The sequence below is a fragment of the Geodermatophilus sp. CPCC 205506 genome, from assembly GCF_051383635.1.
GTDB lineage: Bacteria > Actinomycetota > Actinomycetes > Mycobacteriales > Geodermatophilaceae > Geodermatophilus.
This window is the reverse complement of the sequence record NZ_JALPKP010000022.1, coordinates 40,282-59,164: the sequence shown is the minus strand read 5'-3', so window position 1 is coordinate 59,164 and position 18,883 is coordinate 40,282. Positions and strand designations below refer to the sequence as shown.

The window sequence follows — 18,883 nt, the reverse complement described above, 5'->3', positions numbered from 1 at the left end:
CTGGCCCGTTGTGACACGTCGGATCGCCGTCCTCAGCGTCGGTGTGGTGCTGCTGGTGGTCTTCGGCGTGCTCGGCGCCGCGGTGCCGGTGCCCTACGTCGCGCAGGTGCCCGGGCCGACGTTCGACACGCTGGGCGAGATCGACGGCGAGCCGGTGATCGGTGTCGAGGGCCGGGAGCGCAACGACGTCGACGGGCAGCTGACGCTCACCACGGTCGGTGTCAGCCGTGCCGGGCTGAGCCTGGTCGAGGCGGTGCAGGGCTGGTTCGACGACGAGGTCAGCGTCGTCCCGGAGGAGTCGGTCTATCCCTCCGACCGCACCGAGGAGGAGACCCGCGAGGCCAACCGGCAGGCGTTCCTCACCTCCGAGGAGGCCGCCGAGGCCGCCGCCCTGTCGACGCTGGACTACCCGGTGAAGGTGGTCGTGCGCGGGCTGGCCGACGACTCGCCGTCGGAGGGCCGGCTCGAGGAGGGCGACGCGATCGAGAGCGTCGACGGCCGGGCGACGCCGGACGCCGCGACGCTGGACGCCGTCCTGGCCTCGATCCCCGGCGGGTCCTCGGTACCGGTCGCCTACACCCGGCTCGGGGAGCCGGGGACCACCACGATCACCACGCGGGCGGCCGACCAGCGCGCGGGCTCGCTGCTCGGCGTGCTGATCCGCGAGCAGCCCTCGGCGCCGTTCGACGTCGACATCCGGGTGGAGGACGTCGGCGGCCCGTCGGCCGGCCTGATGCTGGCCCTCGGGATCCTCGACCTCGTCGGGGACACCGACCTCACCGGCGGCGCGGCCGTGGCCGGCACCGGCACCATCGACGCCGCCGGCGACGTCGGCCCGATCGGCGGCGTGCAGCTGAAGATGGTCGCCGCCCGGGAGATCGGCGCCGAGCTGTTCCTCGTGCCCGCCGGCAACTGCGCCGACGCGCTGGCCGCACCGCAGCCGGGCCTGCCCGTGGCCCGGGTGGCCACGCTGGACGACGCCCTCCAGGCGCTCGAGGACCTCCGGGCGGGGCGGACGCCGGAGTCCTGCTGACGCCGCGGCCCCGCCGTGGGCCCCGGCAGCCGCACCGCCGGGCCCGCGTGGGGGAAGCTGTCGGGTGGAGCGGACACCGGGAACCCGGTGCGGTCCCGCGCGTTGGTCTGGGTTGACCGGACCGGTTGCCGGGAGCGCCCGTCCGCGTCCTCCCGGCCGTCCGCGGCCGGGAACGAACGTGGCTGCCCGCCACGACCGCAACTGAAGGAGACCGCTCGTGGCCATGCGGCCCCCCGTGTCCGTGCCGACGCTCTCGCGGCGCGCGAAGGTGGTCATCGGGGCCATCGCCGTGCTGCTGGTGCTGTTCACGGCCATCGGGACCTTGACCAACGTCTACGTCGACTACCTCTGGTTCGACGAGACCGGCTTCACCGAGGTCTTCTGGACCGAACTGCAGACCCGCGCGCTGCTGTTCGCCGTCGCCGGGATCGCCACCGGCGGCCTGACGGCGCTGGCGATCTACCTCGCCTACCGGTTCCGGCCCACGTTCCGGCCGATGTCGCTGGAACAGCAGAACCTTGAGCGCTACCGCCAGTCGCTCGAGCCGCGCCGCACCCTGGTGCTCACCGCGGTCGGCGTCGTGCTGGGCCTGTTCGCCGGGTTCACCGCGCAGGGCAACTGGGAGACGTGGCTGACCTTCCGGAACGCCACCGACTTCGGCCAGACCGACCCCCAGTTCGGCCTGGACATCTCCTTCTTCGTCTTCGACTACCCCTTCTACCGGCTGCTGCTGGGCTTCGGCTTCGCCATCGTGCTGCTGTCGCTGATCGGCTCGCTGCTGACCCACTACGTGTTCGGCGGGCTGCGGCTGCAGACGCCGGGTCAGAAGCTCACGTCGGCGGCGATGGTCCAGCTGTCGGTGCTGCTCGGGCTCTTCGTGGCGCTCAAGTCGCTGGCCTACTGGCTGGACCGTTACGGCCTGGTCTACTCCGACCGGGGCGAGCTGTTCAGCGGCGCCAGCTACACCGACGTCAACGCGCTGCTGCCCGCCAAGACGATCCTGGTCTTCGCCGCGGCGGTCTGCGCGATCGCGTTCTTCGCCAACGTCGCCGTCCGCAACTTCCGGCTGCCGGCCGCCGCGCTGGTGCTGCTGCTGCTCTCCAGCCTGGTCATCGGCGTGGCCTACCCGGCGATCGTGCAGCAGTTCGTCGTCCGGCCCAGCGCCGACCAGCGGGAGTCGGACTACATCGAGCGGGCGACCGCCTCGACCCGGGCGGCCTACGACCTCACCGAAGTCGAGTACGTGAACTACGCCCAGGAGAGCACCGGCGAGGAGGTCGACACCGACGCGGCGCTCGCCGCCCTGCGCAACGACACCGAGACGATCCCCAACGCCCGGCTGCTGGACCCCAACGTCCTGTCCGACACGTTCACCGCGCGCCAGCAGATCCGCAACGTCTACGGCTTCCCCGAGAAGCTCGACATCGACCGGTACACGATCGACGGGGAGACCCGGGACTACGTCGTCGCTGTCCGCGAGCTCAACAGCGACGCCCTGTCGGAGAACCAGGACACCTGGATCAACCGGCACACCGTCTACACCCACGGCAACGGGTTCGTGGCCGCGCCGGCCAACGAGGTGGTCGCTGGCCAGGAGGGCGGCGAGCCCAACTTCACCACCCGGGACCTGCCCACGGTCGGCACCATCGACGTCGAGCAGACGCGCATCTACTACGGCGAGCTGATCGACGACTACTCCGTCGTGGGCGCGCCGGAGGGGGCCACCCCGCGCGAGTTCGACCAGCCCGAGGACGGCTCCGACGAGGGGCAGATCAACAACACCTACGACGGCGGCGGCGGCGTCGCGATCGGCAGCTTCTTCCGGCAGCTGACCTTCGCGATCTACTACCGGGAGCGGAACTTCCTGCTCTCCAGCGCGGTGAACGACGCGTCCCGGGTGCTCTACGTGCGCGACCCGCGGGACCGCGTGGAGAAGGCCGCGCCGTTCCTGGAGGTCGACGGGGACCCGTACCCGGCAGTGATCGACGGCCAGATCGTGTGGGTGCTCGACGGCTACACGACGTCGGACTCCTACCCGTACTCCGAGCCGATGGAGCTGGGCGAGGCGACGTCCGACGCGCTGACCGGCACCGGGACGACGGCGCTGCCCAACGAGCAGTTCAACTACATCCGCAACTCGGTGAAGGCCACGGTGAACGCCTATGACGGCACCGTGCACCTGTACGCCTGGGACGAGGAGGACCCGGTCCTCGCGACCTACATGAAGGCGTTCCCCGGCGTCATCGAGGAGCGCGACGCGATGAGCGAGGAGCTCGTCGGCCACGTCCGGTACCCGGAGGACCTGTTCAAGCTGCAGCGGGACATCCTGACCCGCTACCACGTCAGCGACCCGGTCGACTTCTACAACCAGAACGACCGCTGGCAGGTGCCGGCCGACCCGACGCAGGAGACCCAGGAGGCGCAGCCGCCGTACTACATCCTGGCGCAGCGGCCCGGCGACGAGGCGGCGAGCTTCCAGCTCACCAGCGCCCTGAACGCGTTCCGCCGGGAGAACCTGTCCTCCTTCATCTCCGCGTCGAGCGACCCGGAGACCTACGGGGAGATCCAGGTGCTGCGCCTGCCGGGTAACACGCCCTTCCGCGGTCCGCAGCAGGTCCAGCAGTCGTTCATCACGAACAACCAGGTGCGACCGGACCTCACCCTGTTCAACAGCCAGGAGTCGCGGGCGGTGTTCGGCAACCTGCTGACGCTGCCGATCGGCGAGGACGGACTGCTCTACGTCGAGCCGCTGTACGTGGAGGGCACGGGGGAGAACTCCTTCCCGCTGCTGCAGAAGGTGCTGGTCAACTACGGCGACCGGGTCGGCTACGCGGACACCCTGGCCGAGGCGCTGGACCAGGTGTTCGGCGCCGGGGCGGGGGAGTCGGCGACCGACAGCGGGGACGCGCCGGCCCCGCAGCAGCCGACGGAACCCACGCCCACCGACCCGACCACCCCGCCTCCGGCCGACAGCGGGGACGCGTCCGCGCTGCAGCAGGCGGTCGACGCGATCAACTCGGCGCTGCAGGCGCTCGAGAACGCGCAGCGCTCGGGTGACTTCGCGGCGCAGGGCCAGGCGCTCGAGGACCTCCAGGCCGCCGTCGACGCCTACCAGACCGCGCAGGGGGCCGCGGCCGCCGAGCCGGGCGGCTGAGCCACCACAGGGGGCGGGGACCCCGCCCCCTGTGGTGGGGGACACCCCGGAGCCGGGTGCACACCCGGGCCGGGGCGGGGTAGGCTGGTCCTACCGACGCGGGGTGGAGCAGCTCGGTAGCTCGCTGGGCTCATAACCCAGAGGTCGCAGGTTCAAATCCTGCCCCCGCTACTCAGCAGGGTCCGGAAACCGGTCCCTGACAGCGAAGACCGGCGCGATCGCGCCGGTCTTCGCTGCGTCGTGGGCCGGTTTCCGGACGAATCTCCGGATCGGCTGGGCCACCCCTCTGCGGTCGACCCGGCGCACGTCGTCGCGGAGGCGACGGCCGTGCTCTCTCCGGTGGAGCTGGCCGAGGCGTCTCGCCGCAGGCAGCTCGCTGACCGTCCCGCGTCAGCTCCACCGCATGATCGAGGAGAGGGACCGGGACGTGGTGGCCGAGTTCCGGAGGCTGCGCCGGCCGCTGCTGGCTCTGGCCACTCCCGGCGGCGCCCTCGCCGCCGGTGCCCTCGTCGCGCTCAGCCTTCGAGCCGGGGGCCTGTCGTGAGCGTCGGCGCGGCGTGCGGGCCGCGTGGAACGCCGGCGTAGAACGCGTCGAGGAGGGCGGAGAACCTGTCGCTGGCCTGCAGCCAGGGAACATGGCCGCAGTCGTCGAGGACCACGTCCTGCGCCCCTGGGAACCGCCGCCGGACGGCGTCCACGCTGGAGCCGTAGATGTCGTCCCGGCCGTACACGACCAGGACGGGGAGGTCGGTCCTCGCGCCGGGACCGTCGAGCACCGACGCCGGCGCGGTGCGGATCGCGGCCACCGTGGCCCGGGCGGGGCGGCCGTGCGCGCCACGGAGCCAGGAGCGGTCGGCCGGCGGTGCCGTGGCCGGGTCGGGGAAGTAGTTGGCCCAGATCCGCGCCAGCACACGCTGCCCGGCGGCGTCGCCCAGCCGGCCCGGGAGCCGGGCGATCAGCGACTCCGCCCCGAGGGCCGCGAATCCGGCTGCTCCGCTCTGACGCCGGTTGTAGGCCATCACCTCGTGCTGCATCCGGATCCACTCGGCCCCGACGCCGGCGGAGGAGTTGGCGAGGACGAGGCTGCGCACCCGCTGTGGGTGCTGGCGCAGGTACAGCTGCGCGAGCAGACCGCCCCAGGAGTGGCCGAAGAGGTGGACGCCGTCGGCGCCCAGCGACCGGCGGATCGCCTCGACATCCGCGACGTGGTCGGCGAGGCCGTACCGGCCGTTGGCGGTGGAGGCCCCGACCCCGCGCTGGTCGAACGTGAGGGCTCGGAACCTCGAGGCGAGGTGCCGGGCGACCGGCTCCAGGTAGTCCGGGCACCCCGGCCCGCCGTGCAGCAGCACGACGACGTCACCGGCGGAGCCGAACCGGCGTGCGGCGAGGGTGACGCCGTCGGACCGGATCCGCAGCTGAGCCGGGAAGGAGTCCGGATCCGCCAGGAACCGGACCACCACGGCGGCCTCCTCGCGCACCCGTGCGGCGTCGGAGACGTGCCCACCGCTGGTCAGCCGGTGGACGGCGGCCGCGGGGTAGAGCTCGTGGAGCCGGGAGGTCATGCCCCCGTAGAGCTCGTCCCCGTCCGCTTCCAGCAGCAGCACCCGCCCCGGCCGCCCGGCCAGGTCGTCGGCGGTCATGTCTGCGCGGGCGTGGAAGTCGGCGGCCAGGGCCGACAGCGAGGCCATCCGTTGCTTGGCCTCCGAGAGGAAGTGGTCCTCCAGGTACGACACCCACGAGGTTCGCTCGTCGTCCGGCAGGTCGCGCATCCGGCGGGCGAAGGCGGCGCGGACCAGTCGCCGGACGACCGCATCTGGGAGGGCGCCCAGCAGCCGGACCTGCGCCTGGGCCCGTCGCCGGCGGGCGGGGTCGGGGACGGCGGTCCGACCGAGCACGAGGTTGCCCACCCGGTGCGGGGCCTCGCGGACGAGCGCCTGCGCGACCATCCCGCCGAAGGAGTTCCCCCACACGTCCACCGTCGTCAGGCCCTCGGCGTCCAGAACCCGCATGAGGCCCCGGACCATCGCCGCCATGGACGTCAGCGCGGGATAGGTGACGGCGAGGACCTGCACGTGAGGTTCGAGCGCCCGGATGACCTGGAACTCGGCTTCGGCCTGCCCGACGCCGCCGGGCAGCAGCAGGACGACGTGCGAGCCGACGCCGCTGCGCAGGATCCGCCACGGGTGGCCGTCGAGGAGATGCGTGCGGGCGGTGCGCGCGGCGATCGACGGCGAACACGAGGACTCGGGCACGGGGGTGGCCTCCGGCTGGAACGGACGGATGGTGCTGCGCACGCGTGGCGCCGTCCGGGCATGGTGGCGGCGGGGGGTGGAGGAGGATCAGGGAACGAAGACCCGGGGAGTCCCTGCCGAACGGCTCAACGCCCTGCTCGGCGTGTCGTCGGCATCCCGCGCGGCCGGCGCCGGGCCGGTGCCGGTGTCGGCCCGATCCGAGGGCGGCGGTTCACCCGTGGTGCACCACTACACGGGTGCTCCGCACACTCCTACACTGCCGCCATGCCGGGGTGGATCACGGGGTGCAGCCGGTCCCTCCGGCTGTCCCTGGGTGTGGGGGTCCTGGCCGCGTTCACCGCCCTGCCCTCCTTCACCGACCCCTGGCCCAGCAACGTCGGCGGCTTCTTGTTCGTCGTCATCGTGACCACCGTCGTGGTGCGTTCGGCCATCACGCTCGGCCAGTCGTTCCTCCAGGGGTGGCGGGAGCCTCGGCCTCCCGTGACCCGCTAGATCCGACGGCTGCACGACACCCGACGACGTGACGGATGGGTCCTCGGCCCGGTCACGTCGGTGCAGGGGCGCTCCTGCCGCTGCCGCACCTACCGTCCGGCTCGCAGGGTCGCGCCGCCATCCGGGGTGTCGCGTACGGCCGCCCGCGGCTCGGGGGAGCGCCGGGTCGATCACGGCGCAGCCACACCTCGACCGCGGCGAGGTCGACGATCGCGCAGCCGGCGAGGGCCACCGGGTAGACCACCGTCCGGGGCAGCCCGGCGCTCTCGAGCGCCTGGCGAACGGGGTCGAAGGTGACGAAGACGAAGACGAAGGCGAGCGCGAAGCTGCGGATCATCCAGTCGCGGTGCGCGCGCACGCGGCGGGCCCGGATGTGCCGCAGCGCGATGGTGGTCGTGGGGAACCACGACGCGGACCAGACGGCGAACCCGGCCTGGCCGGCGACGCCGACGTCGAAGACGACCGCGGTCGCCGCGCCGGCGACGCTGGTGGTCCAGGCCGCGGCCAGGTAGCAGCGGCCGAGGGTGCGGTGGGCCCGCGCATGGCCGGATGAGCTGGGGCGGCCGAGCTGGAGCTGGACCGCCCCGGTGACCAGGGCGACGGCGCCGGTGAGCGCGTGCAGCACGAACAGCGGCGGAACCACGCGTGGCTTCGCGTCGGGGCCGGCGCCGAGCAGTGCGAGCAGCTCGGTGACCGCCATGCCGACCGCGCTCACGGCGTAGAGGGTGCTGAGTCCGACGACCAGCCAGCCTGCGGACCGGCCGAGGACGGTGCGAACGCGGTGCGTGGACGTGCCGGGCATGGTGGTCACCTCTGTCCGGCGCTGCTGAGTGCGCCACCCCGCGAGGTGTCGGGTGCTGCCGACGCCAGGCCGGTCGCGTCGGTTGCGGCGGTGGAGCCGTCGGCGTCGGCTGCGTCGATCGGATCTCGGGAGTGCGAACCGGTGTCCGTCCGGGACCTGGTCGCCTCGGGGTCTGCCGAGATCTCCGGCCGGCCGCGACGTAGGGCCGTGGCAGCGAGCACGCCGGCGAGGACGATGGCGGCGGTGGCGGTGGCGACCCACATCGCGGTGGTGAAGCCGGTCAGGAAGGCGGCGCGGGTGGCGTCGGCGGCGGCGCGGCCGGTCGTTCCGTGCACGGGTCTGTGCAGTCAGTGGACGTGGGCACGGTGAGCCGGACGTCGTGGTCCGGTCCTTGGGATCGAACTCCTCGTCGGGCCAGGTCGAGCAACCGGTCAGATCCTCGAGCCATGACCTCCATCCCTGCTCCATCCGAGATCACACCACCCACGCTGACGGTGGTCGGCCTGCCTCTGGTCCTGTCCGTCGAGGGACTCGCCGGCGCCCTGCCGCGGTGGCGGTCGCGGCGATGACCGGTGGAGGACCGCAGGCCGCCGGCTGGGTGCGTCCCGCAGTGGCCGCCGACCTGCCCGCGATCGTGCACGTGGTCGAGGCGGCCTACCTGCCCTGGGTGCCGATCATCGGCACCCGCCCGGCGCCGTTGTCGGCCGACCACGCGGCGCTCCTCGCCGAGGGAGTGGTGTTCGTGACCGGCCTGGCGGAACTGCCGCCCGCGGGCAGCCTGGAGGGACTCGTCGTGCTGAGACCCGAGCCCAGGACTCTGTGCATCGACAACGTGGCGGTTCATCCGCGCGTCCAGGGGCGCGGCCTCGGGCGCCGGCTCCTGGCCTTCGCCGAGGCAGAGGCGCGCCGACTCGGGCTGCCCGCGATGCGGCTGTACACGCACGAACGGATGCGGAGCAACCTGCGGCTGTACACCGCGGCGGGGTACGTCGAGACCGGCCGCGAGGACATCGGTGCGGGGCACCTCGTCCACCTGCGCAAACCGCTCCCCGGAGCGACAGGAGCCTGAGCGGTGCCAGGCTGTCCGATGTGGGCGGCGTGGTCTTCGACTACGACTCGGCGCCGGAGCGCTGTCAACTGGGCATGTCGGTCGCCCGGGCCCGCTCCGCGGTGAGCCTCTACGCGGGGGTCGCGTCCCGGCTGGTCGGGCTCGGTGTCCGGCGGGTCCTGGACGTCGGCTGCGCCGACGGCGCGTTGCGGGCTCTACCACCTGGCCGATCCGCGCCCGGCCCTGCGGGAGGCCCGGCGGGTCCTGCGGCCCGGGGGGACGTTGCTGGCGTCGGCGATCGCGCGGAGCGACTCGCCGGAGTTCGCGCCCCCCTGGCGCCGGCCGGCCCCGGCGATCCACTAGGCGGTACGGGCTGCAGATCGTGAGCCCGCCGCCGGAGCGATCGGCGCCGGACGGGCTCAGACGGTGCCGAGCCACTCCACCAGGCCGGCCCGGCGCGGGCGGGGGAGGGGGGCGCCCAGCGGGTGCCGGTCACGCGGCGGCAGGAGCAGGTGCGGCCCCGGGTCGCCGGCGGGCCGGGCCGGGGTGGGGACCTCGACCGACGGGGCCGGGACCGGCCGGGGTTCGGGCAGGCGCAGGTGGGTCAGGTAGGTCCAGGCCGTGTGGCGGAGGCCGCCGACGATGCAGCGCACCCGCACGCGGCAGGTCCCCGTCTCGTCGAACCGCCAGCCCAGCAGCTCGCCGGGGAACCACACACCGGCGTGGAACACCTCCACCGGCTGCGGCTCACCGAGGAAGCTGCTGGTCGCCACCTCCGCGCTCACGGCCGGGACTCTAAGCGCACACGCGGGTGCCGACGGTGAGGCGCGCGCTCCGGCACCGGCCGGCTCCGGCACCGGTTCCGAACGCGTGTATGGTGGAGGTGCGACGCGGGGTGGAGCAGCTCGGTAGCTCGCTGGGCTCATAACCCAGAGGTCACAGGTTCAAATCCTGTCCCCGCTACTCCTGGCAGAGGGCCCGGTCACCACGGTGACCGGGCCCTCTGTCGTTCGACGGGGACGGCGCCGACGGAGTGTTGTGCCTCGCCCGGCTGCCTCTCTAGCGTTGACGGTCACCGCTGACCGTCGACGAGGAGCGCCCGTGTCCGTCGAGACCCCCGCACCCGGAACCGTCGACCTCGACGCGGTCGACCTCTCCGACCGGGAGTGGTGGGCCGGCCCGCCGTGGGTCCGGTACGCGACCTTCGCGGCGCTGCGCCGGGAGCGGCCGTTCGCCTTCTACGCCGAGCCGGTCATGCCGATGCTGCCGGTGGGCCCGGGCTACGTCGCCGTCACCCGCTACGCCGACGTCGAGGCGATCAGCTCGCAGCCCGCCGTCTTCTGCTCCGGGCGGGGGGCGGTCTCGATCCAGGACATCCCGGCCGACCTCAACGAGTTCTACGGGTCGCTGATCAGCATGGACGACCCCCGCCACGCGAAGATCCGCCGGATCGTCTCGAAGGCCTTCACCCCGCGGATGCTCGAGCAGCTGCTCGACTCGGTGCGCGGCGTCGTCGACGACGTCCTGGCCCGGGCCCGGCGGACGGCGGCGGCGAACGGCGGCGCGATCGACGTCGTGGCGGACATCGCCGCGCCGATCCCGCTGCGGGTCATCTGCGACATGATGGGCATCCCCGAGGAGCACCGGGCGATGGTGCTGGCGCAGTCGACCATCATCCTGTCCGGCGGGGACCCCGATCTCATCGAGGACCAGGACGACCCGCTCAACGCCTTCCTGCTGGCCGGCATGGAGCTGGCCGGGCTCATGGAGCGGCTGGCCGCCGAGCGGCTGGAACGCCCGCGGCAGGACCTCACCACCGCGCTGGTGACCACGGGGGTCGACGGCGAGAAGCTCTCCCACCAGGAGATCGCCTCGTTCTTCATCCTGCTGCTGGTGGCGGGCAACGAGACCACCCGCAACGCCATCTCCCAGGGCGTCCTCGCGCTGCACGAGCACCCCGACCAGCGGGCGCGGTGGAGAGCCGATCCCGGGCTGGACCGCACCGCCGTCGAGGAGATCGTGCGCTGGGCCAGCCCGGTGACCTGGATGCGGCGCACGGCCACGCGGGACGGCGAGGTCAACGGCCACCGGTTCGCCGCCGGCGACAAGTTCCTGCTCCTCTACGGCTCGGCGAACCGCGATCCGGAGGTCTTCCGCGACCCGGAGGTGCTCGACCTGGCGCGTGACCCCAACCCGCACGTCGGCTTCGGCTCCAAGGGGCCGCACTTCTGCCTGGGCGCACACCTGGCCCGCCGCGAGCTCGCGGTGACCTTCCGCGCGCTGTTCGACCAGCTGCCCGACCTGGAGGTGACCGGGGAGCCCGACCGGCTGCGCTCGTCGTTCGTCAACGGCATCAAGCGGCTGCCGGCCCGGCTGGCGGGCTGAGACCGGTGCGCGTCGTCGTCGACCGCGAGCGCTGCGTCGGCTCCGGGAGCTGCGAGGCCCTGCTGCCCGACGTCTTCGAGGTCGGGGACGACGGCGTCGTCCGGGTGCTGCGGCCGGAGGTGGCGCCGGGAGAGGAGGCCGACGTCCGGGACGCCGTCGGGCAGTGCCCGACCGGAGCGCTGGCTCTGGCCGACCGGTCGCGGAACAGCACCGGCGCGGCGGCGGTTGCCGCGACCATGGAGCTCACCGTCCGGGACGTGCCCGGAGCCGACCGCTACGAGGTCCGCGACGGCGACCGTGTCCTCGGCCTGGCCGCCTACCGCCGGCAGGGCGACCAGGTGGTGTTCACCCACACCGAGGTCGACCCGGACCAGGAGGGCAACGGGGTGGGCGGCACGCTGGCCCGCGGCGCGCTGGACGACGTCCGGGCCCGCGGGCTGCGCGCGGTCCCGCGCTGTGCGTTCATCCGCGGCTGGATCGAGCGGCACCCCGACTACGCCGACCTCGTGGACGCGCCCCAGGCCTGACGCGGCTCCGGCCGCCGGTCTCAGAGGACGTGGTGGCCGTACATCTCGCCGAGCGGGTCGGCGATGAGCTCGATGCGGGCGCCGTCGGGGTCGCGGAAGTAGACCGAGACGCCGCTGTGCACCTCGTGCGCGATGCCGGCGTCGGTCAGCCGCTCGACGAGCTCCTGCCAGTGCTTCGGATCGACGCTGATGGCCATGTGGTGCAGGCCGCCGAGCACCTCGGCGTACTGGCCGACGTCCAGGCCGGGGAAGTCGAAGAAGGCCAGCAGGTTGCCGTGCCCGATGTCGAAGAAGAAGTGGCTGGAGCCCGGGTAGTCCCGGTTCTCGATCAGCTCGGTGAGCGGGAAGCCGAGGACGTCCTGGTAGAAGCGGACGGTTCGTTCGACGTCGGAGCTGATCAGGGCGGTGTGGTGCAGTCCCCGCGCGGTCGACGCCGGTCGCTCGCCGGCCGGCTTCAGGTGGGCCTCGCGGATGCGGGCGCGCTCCTGCTCGAGGGCGGTCTGGTCGCGGGTGCTGTCCGTCGTGCTCACGCTCGGATCCTCCTCGGTCGGGCCGTCTGGCGGACGCAACCGCGACGTGGTGGATCTGCTTCCCGCCGCCGACCTCAGACCGTGGGCGCGGTGTCGCCGGCGGGCGGGCACCCGGCCGGTGTCGATCGTGCGTTGCGCCACCTGCTAAGACCGGGACGGTCGGACCGGAAGGCGGCGGCGTCATGATCGAACTGCGGACACCCGGCGAGCTGGACGCGATGCGGGCGGCGGGCGCCGTCGTGGCCGACATGCTGGCCGCCGTGCGGGCGACGGCCGCACCCGGCGTCCGGCTCACGCAGCTCGATTCGGTGGCGCGCGACGTCCTGGCCGACGCCGGCGCCGGGTCGCCCTTCCTGGGGTACGCCCCGCTGGCCACCACGCCTCCGTTCCCCGGTGTGGTGTGCCTCTCGGTGAACGACGTCGCGCTGCACGGCATCCCGACGCCCGAGGTGCTCGACGACGGTGACCTGCTGAGCGTGGACGCCGGCGCGACCCTCGACGGCTGGGTGGGCGACGCGGCGATCACGTTCCCGGTGGGCACGCCGCGTGCGGAGGACCTGGACCTGGTGGCGACCACGGAGCGTGCGCTGGCGGCCGGCATCGCGGCGGCCGTCGTCGGCAACCGCGTGGGCGACATCTCGGCGGCCATCGGTGCCGCGGGACGCGCGGGCGGCTGCGGGATCAACACCGACCAGGGTGGGCACGGCGTGGGGCGGACGATGCACGAGGCGCCGAGCGTCCCCAACGAGGGCCGGGCGGGCCGAGGGGTGCCGCTGAAGCCCGGGCTGGTGATCGCGATCGAGCCGTGGTTCCTGGCCGGCGGGAGCGACGCCTACCGCGTCGACGCCGACGGCTGGACGCTGCGGAGCGCCGACGGCAGCCGCGCCGCCCACGTCGAGCACACCGTCGCCGTCACCGACGACGGGCCCAGGATCCTCACGCTCCCGCGCTGAACCGGCCCCGGGCAGAGGCTCGCCCCGCCGCGCTGATCAGTCCATCGCCTGCTGGAGGTCGGCGAGCAGGTCGTCGACCTCCTCGATGCCGACCGAGAGCCGCACCAGGTCGGCGGGGACCTCGAGCGGCGATCCGGCTGCGCTGGCGTGGGTCATGCGGCCCGGGTGCTCGATCAGCGACTCCACGCCGCCGAGCGACTCGGCCAGCGTGAACAGCTGCGCGCGCTCGCAGACCCGCAGCGCCGCCTCCTCACCACCGGCCAGCCGGAACGACAGCATCCCGCCGAAGCCCGACATCTGCTTCGCGGCGATCTCGTGCCCGGGGTGGTCGGGCAGCCCGGGGTACAGCACCGACGCGACGGCGGCGTGGCCCAGCAGGAAGTCCGCCACGCGGGCGGCGTTGGCCTGGTGGCGGTCCATGCGGACGCCGAGGGTCTTGATCCCGCGCAGCACCAGCCAGGCGTCGAACGGGCCGGCGACCCCGCCCATCGCGTTCTGGGAGAAGGCCAGCTGCTCGGCCAGGTCCGCGTCGGCGACGACCAGCGCCCCGCCGACGACGTCGGAGTGCCCGCCCAGGTACTTCGTCGTCGAGTGCACGACGACGTCGGCGCCGAGCGTCAGCGGCTGCTGCAGGTAGGGCGAGGCGAAGGTGTTGTCGACGACGAGCAGCGCGCCCGCCGCGTGCGCCACCTCGGCCAGCAGCGCGATGTCGGCGATGTTGAGCAGCGGGTTGGTGGGCGTCTCGCACCAGATCACCCGCGTCGTCGGCCGGATCGCCGCGCGCAGGGCGTCGACGTCGTTCAGGTCGGCCGGCGTGTGCTCGACACCCCAGCGCGCGGCCACCTTGGAGATCAGCCGGAACGTGCCGCCGTACGCGTCCCCGCCCAGCACCACGTGGCTGCCCGGCTCGCAGACCGTCCGCAGCAGGGTGTCCTCCGCGGCCAGCCCGGAGGCGAATGCCATCCCGTGCGTGCCCTGCTCGAGGGCGGCCAGCGCCTCCTGCAGCGCCGTCCGGGTCGGGTTGGCGCTGCGGCTGTACTCGTAGCCGCCGCGCAGCCCGCCGACGCCGTCCTGCTTGTACGTGGTGGTGAGGTGCACCGGGACGACGACCGCGCCGGTGGCCGGGTCGGGTTCCTGCCCGGCGTGGATCGCTCGGGTGTTGAAGCCGGGGGAGGACGCGTTCACGGGGCCACCGTAGGTGTCAGCCCGGCCAGGTGACCCAGCACGTCCTGCCGGGTGACCACTCCGGTCGGCTTGCCGTCGACGTGCACGAGCAGCGCGTCGGCCGAGCCGAGCGCGGCCACCGCGGCGTCGACCCCCTCGCCCGAGCCGATGATCGGCAGCGGCGCCGACATGTGCTTCTCCACCCGGTCACCCAGCCGGGCGCGGCCCTCGAACAGCGCGTCGAGCAGCGTCTTCTCGTCGACGGCGCCGACCACCTCGCCGGCGGTCACCGGCGGCTCGGCGCGGACCACCGGCAGCTGGCTCACGCCGTACTCGCGCAGGATGTCGATCGCCTCGCGGACGGTCTCGTTCGGGTGCGTGTGCACCAGCTCCGGCGTCTCCCCGGACTTGGTGCGCAGCAGCTCGCCGACGGTCTCGCCGCCCGCGGCGTCGAGGAAGCCGTAGTCGGCCATCCACGTGTCGCTGAAGATCTTGCCGAGGTAGCCACGGCCGCCGTCGGGCAGCAGGACGACCAGGACGTCGTCCCCCGACAGCCCCCGGGCGACGCGCAGCGCGGCGACCACCGCCATCCCGCACGAGCCACCGACGAGCAACCCCTCCTCGCGGGCCAGCCGCCGGGTCATGGCGAAGGAGTCGCCGTCGCTGACGGCGATGACCTCGTCGGCGATGCCGCGGTCGTAGGTCGAGGGCCAGAAGTCCTCGCCGACGCCCTCCACCAGGTACGGCCGGCCGGTGCCGCCGGAGTAGACCGAGCCCTCCGGGTCGGCGCCGATGACCCGGACCCGCCCGCCGGAGGCCTCCTTGAGGTAGCGCCCGGTGCCGCTGATGGTGCCGCCGGTGCCCATGCCGGTGACGAAGTGGGTGACCCGCCCGTCGGTCTGGGCCCAGATCTCGGGGCCGGTCGTCTCGTAGTGCGACTGCGGGTTGGCCGGGTTGGAGTACTGGTCGGGCTTCCAGCCGCCCGGGGTCTCGCGGGCCAGCCGGTCGGACACCGAGTAGTACGAGCGCGGGTCGGCGGGGTCGACGGCGGTGGGGCAGACGACGACCTCCGCGCCGTAGGCGCGCAGCACGTTGATCTTGTCCTGGCCGACCTTGTCGGGGCAGACGAAGACGCACCGGTAGCCGCGCTGCTGGGCGACCAGCGCCAGCCCGATGCCGGTGTTGCCGCTGGTCGGCTCGACGATGGTGCCGCCGGGCTCCAGCGCCCCGCTGGCCTCCGCGGCGTCGACCATGCGCACGGCGATCCGGTCCTTCACCGAGCCGCCCGGGTTGAGGTACTCGACCTTCGCCAGCACCAGGGGCGCGTCCGGGCCGAGGTCGCGGGTCACCGACGTCAGCCGGACCAGCGGGGTGTTGCCGACCAGGTCGATCACGGACTCGGCGTACTGCACGGGGACCCTCCTCGCGGGCGCCGACCTCCGGTGCCCTGGCTCGTTCCCATCCCACCACTCGGCGGGGACTTCTCGACCGCCCGCACGTCGCAGCCCCGCCGACGGGCCTGCGGGGCGGTGGCGACGGGGGAGGGGCCGGGCGAGGATGCGCAGGTGACTGCGAACCCTCAGGTCGGTACCCGCACCCTCGGCCGCGACGGCCTGGTCGTCTCCACCCTCGGTCTGGGCTGCATGGGGATGAGCCAGATGTACGGCGCGGCCGACCGGGACGAGTCGGTCGCGACCCTCCACCGCGCCCTGGACCTCGGCGTCACGCTGCTGGACACCGCGGACGTCTACGGCGACGGGCACAACGAGCAGCTCGTGGGCGAGGCGATCGCCGGCCGGCGGGACGAGGTGCAGCTGGCCACCAAGTTCACCCTGTCCCGCAACGACCGCGGCGGCATGGACATCGACGGCCGCCCGGAGAACGTGCGCGCCTGCGCGGAGGCGAGCCTGCGCCGGCTCGGCGTCGACGTGATCGACCTCTACTACCAGCACCGGGTGGACCCGCGGGTGCCGATCGAGGACACCGTCGGGGCGATGGCCGAGCTGGTGCAGCAGGGCAAGGTCCGGTACCTGGGGCTGTCCGAGGCCAGCGCCGCCTCGGTCCGCCGCGCGGTCGCCGTCCACCCGATCGCGGCGCTGCAGAGCGAGTGGTCGCTGTGGACCCGCGACGTCGAGGGGGAGGTCCTGGCCGTGGCCCGCGAGCACGGGATCGGCATCGTGCCGTTCAGCCCGCTGGGCCGTGGCTTCCTCACCGGGGCCATCACCGGCCCCGACGACTTCGCCGAGGACGACTGGCGCCGCGGCCACCCGCGGTTCACTGGGGAGGCGCTCGAGGCCAACCTGCGACTGGTCGACGCCGTCCGCGCCATGGCGGAGGAGAAGGGGTGCTCGCCCGGGCAGCTGGCGCTGGCGTGGGTGCTGGCGCAGGGGGACGACGTGGTGCCGATCCCGGGCACGAAGCGCCGCCGCTACCTGGAGGAGAACGTCGGCGCGGTCGCCCTGGAGCTGTCGCCCGACGAGCTGGACCGGCTGGCGCGGATCGCGCCCCCCGGGGCCGCGGTCGGCGGGCGGTACCCGGACTCGTCGTACGCCTACGGCGACAGCCCGGAGCCGGTGAGATGAGCGACCCGACCTGCGGGGTGGCCCACGGTGCGCCGTCCGCCGAGGCGACGGGGCGGGTCCTCGTGGCCGTCTTCGCCTCCCCGGTCGCCGAGGTGCTCCGGCGCTGGGGCCCGGAGCTCGGCTTCCGCACGCTGGTGCTCGACCCCGACCCGACCCGTGGCGAGGCGGCCGGCTTCGCCGACCTGGACGGGCTGCTCGAGCTCGAGCACGCCGACGTCGTGGTCACCGACCACCACCGGCCCGAGCTCGGCGAGGTGCTGCGCGACGCGCTCGCCCGGCCGGTGCGGTGGGTGGGCGTGATGGGCAACCCGCGGCACGAGGGCCCGCACGTCGCGGCCCTCGCCGCGCTCGGGGTGCCGCCGGAGGAGGTCGCCCGGGTGCACCGGCCGATCGGGTTGGACATCGGCTCCCGCACCCCGCCGGAGATCGCCCTCAGCACCCTCGCGGGCCTGCTCGCCGACCGGAACGGCCGCAGCGGCGGCACCGTCCACCGGCTCCGGTGAGCGACGTCCTGCTGGGTGCCGACGTCGGCACCAGCGGGCTCAAGCTGGTCGCGCTCGACGAGTCGGGGGCGGTGGTGGCGGAGGAGGAGTCCGGCTACGACCTCGCCCGCCCTCGGCCGGGCTGGGCCGAGACCGACCCCGCTCTCTGGCGGCGCGCGTTCGACGCCGCGCTGGCACGGATCGCGCCCGCCGTCGCCGGGCGCCGGGTGCGGGGCCTGGGGCTGTCGGGGCAGATGCACGGCACCGTCCTCGTCGACGCCGCCGGCACCCCCCTCGCGCCGGCCGTGCTGTGGCCCGACGCGCGCGCCGCCGCCGAGGTGGCCCGCTGGCGCGCCCTGCCGGACGACGCCCGCGCCGCGCTGGCCAACCCGCTGGTCGCCGGCATGACCGGCCCGGTGCTCGCCTGGCTGGCCGCGCACCGGCCGGAGCTGCTCCGGCGGGCGCAGGCGGTGCTGCTGCCCAAGGACGCCCTGCGGGCCGCCCTCGTCCCGGACGCGGTCCGGGTCACCGACCGCAGCGACGCCTCGGCCACCCTGCTGTGGGACGTCGTCGCCGACGGCTGGTCGCCGCCCGCCTGCGCCGCCGCCGGGATCGACCCGGTGCTGCTGCCGGAGGTGCGGCCGTCGGCCGAGGTCGCCGGCACGGCCGCGCTCGCGGTCGGCGAGGTGCCGATCGTCGTCGGCGGCGCCGACACGCCGCTGGCGCTGCTCGCGGCGGGCACCCGGGCGGGCCGGCAGGTGAACCTGGGCACCGGCGTCCAGGTGCTCGCGCCCGGTCGGACGCCGGCGCCGGCCGACGACCCGCCGGTGCACTGCTACGCCGACGTCGAGGGCGGCTGGTACGCGATGGCCGCGCTGCAGAACGGCGGGCTGGCGTGGTCGTGGGTCGCCGGCGTCCTGGGCCTCCGGCCGGCCGAGCTGTTCGAGGCCGCGGCGGCGGCGCCGCCGGGCGCCGGCGGAGTGGTGTTCCGCCCGTTCCTGACCGGCGAGCGCGGCGGGGTCGCGGGACCGGCCGACCGGGGCGGCTGGACGGGGCTCTCGGCCGGCACCACCCGCGCCGATCTCGCCCGGGCGGCCGTCGAGGGGGTGGTGTTCGCCGTGGGGGCGGCGGCGGAGCTGCTCGGCGGCGGCGGGCCGGTCGTGCTCACCGGGGGCGGCGGCCGGGCGCCGGTCGTGCAGCAGCTGGTCGCTGACGTCCTCGGGGTCCCGGTGCGGTACCTGCCCCTGCGCAGCGCGTCCGCGGTCGGTGCGGCGCTGCTGGCCGCCCGGGGCACCGGCGCGGACGTCGTCCCGCGGCGGGAGCCCGGCCGGCCGGTGGAGCCGCGGCCGTCACCGGCCCTGGTGGACGCCGCCCGTCGCTGGCGCGCGGGGTGACCGGAACGGCGGGAGCGCCCGCGCCGTTGGACGGGCAGCGGGACCGGACGACGGTCCCGGCCGAACGGAAGGGAGACGCGTTCGC

At 74.2% G+C, this 18,883-nt stretch carries 19 protein-coding genes and 2 tRNA genes; 14 read left to right on the top strand and 7 right to left on the bottom strand.

From position 1 onward, the window contains the following. Positions 1-10 precede the first annotated feature (10 nt). From MY520_RS14245 to MY520_RS14230, 4 genes are all read left to right on the top strand, one after another. Positions 11-1,033 (top strand): YlbL family protein, encoded by a 1,023-nt coding sequence (locus MY520_RS14245; RefSeq protein ID WP_436692793.1) that lies wholly within the window; start codon positions 11-13, stop codon positions 1,031-1,033. Between the two features lie 223 nt (positions 1,034-1,256). After that, on the top strand, positions 1,257-4,187 hold the full coding sequence (locus MY520_RS14240) for a UPF0182 family membrane protein (protein WP_436692840.1): 2,931 nt from the start codon (positions 1,257-1,259) through the stop codon (positions 4,185-4,187). Between the two features lie 97 nt (positions 4,188-4,284). Continuing rightward, positions 4,285-4,358 (top strand) — tRNA-Met (locus tag MY520_RS14235). 232 nt (positions 4,359-4,590) lie between these two features. Beyond that, entirely contained in the window at positions 4,591-4,731 is a 141-nt protein-coding gene (locus tag MY520_RS14230; protein ID WP_436692791.1) for a hypothetical protein, read from the top strand. On the opposite strand, the gene MY520_RS14225 is transcribed toward MY520_RS14230, so the two are convergent. After that, positions 4,703-6,481, bottom strand: coding sequence for an alpha/beta fold hydrolase (locus MY520_RS14225; RefSeq protein ID WP_436692789.1), 1,779 nt, complete (start codon positions 6,479-6,481; stop codon positions 4,703-4,705). The two genes, MY520_RS14230 and MY520_RS14225, sit on opposite strands and share 29 nt — an antisense overlap. Before the next feature lie 222 nt (positions 6,482-6,703). Here MY520_RS14225 and MY520_RS14220 point away from each other — a divergent pair, with 222 nt between their 5' ends. Continuing rightward, positions 6,704-6,931, top strand: a complete 228-nt coding sequence (locus MY520_RS14220) for a hypothetical protein (RefSeq protein WP_436692788.1) — start codon at positions 6,704-6,706, stop codon at positions 6,929-6,931. A 52-nt stretch (positions 6,932-6,983) separates the two neighbouring features. Here the strand turns inward: MY520_RS14220 and MY520_RS14215 are convergent, their stop codons facing one another. Beyond that, on the bottom strand, positions 6,984-7,733 hold the full coding sequence (locus MY520_RS14215) for a DUF2306 domain-containing protein (RefSeq protein ID WP_436692786.1): 750 nt from the start codon (positions 7,731-7,733) through the stop codon (positions 6,984-6,986). Between the two features lie 5 nt (positions 7,734-7,738). After that, positions 7,739-8,068 carry a hypothetical protein gene (locus MY520_RS14210; protein WP_436692785.1) on the bottom strand — a complete coding sequence of 110 codons (330 nt, stop codon included), beginning with the start codon at positions 8,066-8,068 and terminating at the stop codon, positions 7,739-7,741. 215 nt (positions 8,069-8,283) lie between these two features. On the opposite strand from MY520_RS14210, the gene MY520_RS14205 reads away from it, so the two are divergent. Beyond that, positions 8,284-8,802 carry a GNAT family N-acetyltransferase gene (locus MY520_RS14205; RefSeq protein ID WP_436692783.1) on the top strand — a complete coding sequence of 173 codons (519 nt, stop codon included), beginning with the start codon at positions 8,284-8,286 and terminating at the stop codon, positions 8,800-8,802. Between the two features lie 144 nt (positions 8,803-8,946). Further along, positions 8,947-9,144, top strand: a complete 198-nt coding sequence (locus MY520_RS14200; RefSeq protein WP_436692782.1) for a class I SAM-dependent methyltransferase — start codon at positions 8,947-8,949, stop codon at positions 9,142-9,144. Positions 9,145-9,200: 56 nt separating this feature from the next. On the opposite strand, the gene MY520_RS14195 is transcribed toward MY520_RS14200, so the two are convergent. Next, complete coding sequence (locus MY520_RS14195; RefSeq protein ID WP_436692780.1) at positions 9,201-9,566, bottom strand: hypothetical protein; 366 nt, start codon at positions 9,564-9,566, stop codon at positions 9,201-9,203. Positions 9,567-9,670: 104 nt separating this feature from the next. On the opposite strand from MY520_RS14195, the gene MY520_RS14190 reads away from it, so the two are divergent. The 3 genes from MY520_RS14190 (at position 9,671) to MY520_RS14180 (ending at position 11,693) form a co-directional block, all read left to right on the top strand. Further along, positions 9,671-9,744: transfer RNA gene (locus MY520_RS14190), tRNA-Met, on the top strand. A 138-nt stretch (positions 9,745-9,882) separates the two neighbouring features. Further along, positions 9,883-11,166, top strand: a complete 1,284-nt coding sequence (locus MY520_RS14185) for a cytochrome P450 (RefSeq protein WP_436692778.1) — start codon at positions 9,883-9,885, stop codon at positions 11,164-11,166. 5 nt (positions 11,167-11,171) lie between these two features. Beyond that, on the top strand, positions 11,172-11,693 hold the full coding sequence (locus MY520_RS14180) for an N-acetyltransferase (RefSeq protein WP_436692777.1): 522 nt from the start codon (positions 11,172-11,174) through the stop codon (positions 11,691-11,693). 20 nt (positions 11,694-11,713) lie between these two features. Here MY520_RS14180 and MY520_RS14175 read toward each other — a convergent pair whose 3' ends face one another. Next, positions 11,714-12,223, bottom strand: a complete 510-nt coding sequence (locus MY520_RS14175) for a VOC family protein (protein ID WP_436692775.1) — start codon at positions 12,221-12,223, stop codon at positions 11,714-11,716. 182 nt (positions 12,224-12,405) lie between these two features. Here MY520_RS14175 and map point away from each other — a divergent pair, with 182 nt between their 5' ends. Beyond that, positions 12,406-13,176 carry a type I methionyl aminopeptidase gene (gene map, locus MY520_RS14170; protein ID WP_436692773.1) on the top strand — a complete coding sequence of 257 codons (771 nt, stop codon included), beginning with the start codon at positions 12,406-12,408 and terminating at the stop codon, positions 13,174-13,176. Between the two features lie 36 nt (positions 13,177-13,212). Here map and MY520_RS14165 read toward each other — a convergent pair whose 3' ends face one another. Next, positions 13,213-14,361 (bottom strand): cystathionine gamma-synthase, encoded by a 1,149-nt coding sequence (locus tag MY520_RS14165; protein WP_436692771.1) that lies wholly within the window; start codon positions 14,359-14,361, stop codon positions 13,213-13,215. Next, entirely contained in the window at positions 14,358-15,752 is a 1,395-nt protein-coding gene (locus tag MY520_RS14160; RefSeq protein WP_436692769.1) for a cystathionine beta-synthase, read from the bottom strand. The genes MY520_RS14165 and MY520_RS14160 overlap by 4 nt, the downstream gene beginning before the upstream one ends. 153 nt (positions 15,753-15,905) lie before the next feature. Here MY520_RS14160 and MY520_RS14155 point away from each other — a divergent pair, with 153 nt between their 5' ends. The 3 genes from MY520_RS14155 to MY520_RS14145 are packed head-to-tail and all read left to right on the top strand — an operon-like array spanning position 15,906 to position 18,798. After that, complete coding sequence (locus tag MY520_RS14155; protein ID WP_436692768.1) at positions 15,906-16,922, top strand: aldo/keto reductase; 1,017 nt, start codon at positions 15,906-15,908, stop codon at positions 16,920-16,922. Next, positions 16,919-17,425: an XdhC family protein gene (locus MY520_RS14150; protein ID WP_436692767.1), complete on the top strand. Its 507-nt coding sequence runs from the start codon at positions 16,919-16,921 to the stop codon at positions 17,423-17,425. Before MY520_RS14155 ends, MY520_RS14150 begins: the two co-directional genes overlap by 4 nt. Then, the gene (locus tag MY520_RS14145) at positions 17,422-18,798 is read left to right on the top strand and encodes a xylulokinase (protein WP_436692765.1); all 1,377 of its coding nucleotides are present in this window, start codon (positions 17,422-17,424) and stop codon (positions 18,796-18,798) included. The genes MY520_RS14150 and MY520_RS14145 overlap by 4 nt, the downstream gene beginning before the upstream one ends. Positions 18,799-18,883: the final 85 nt, after the last annotated feature.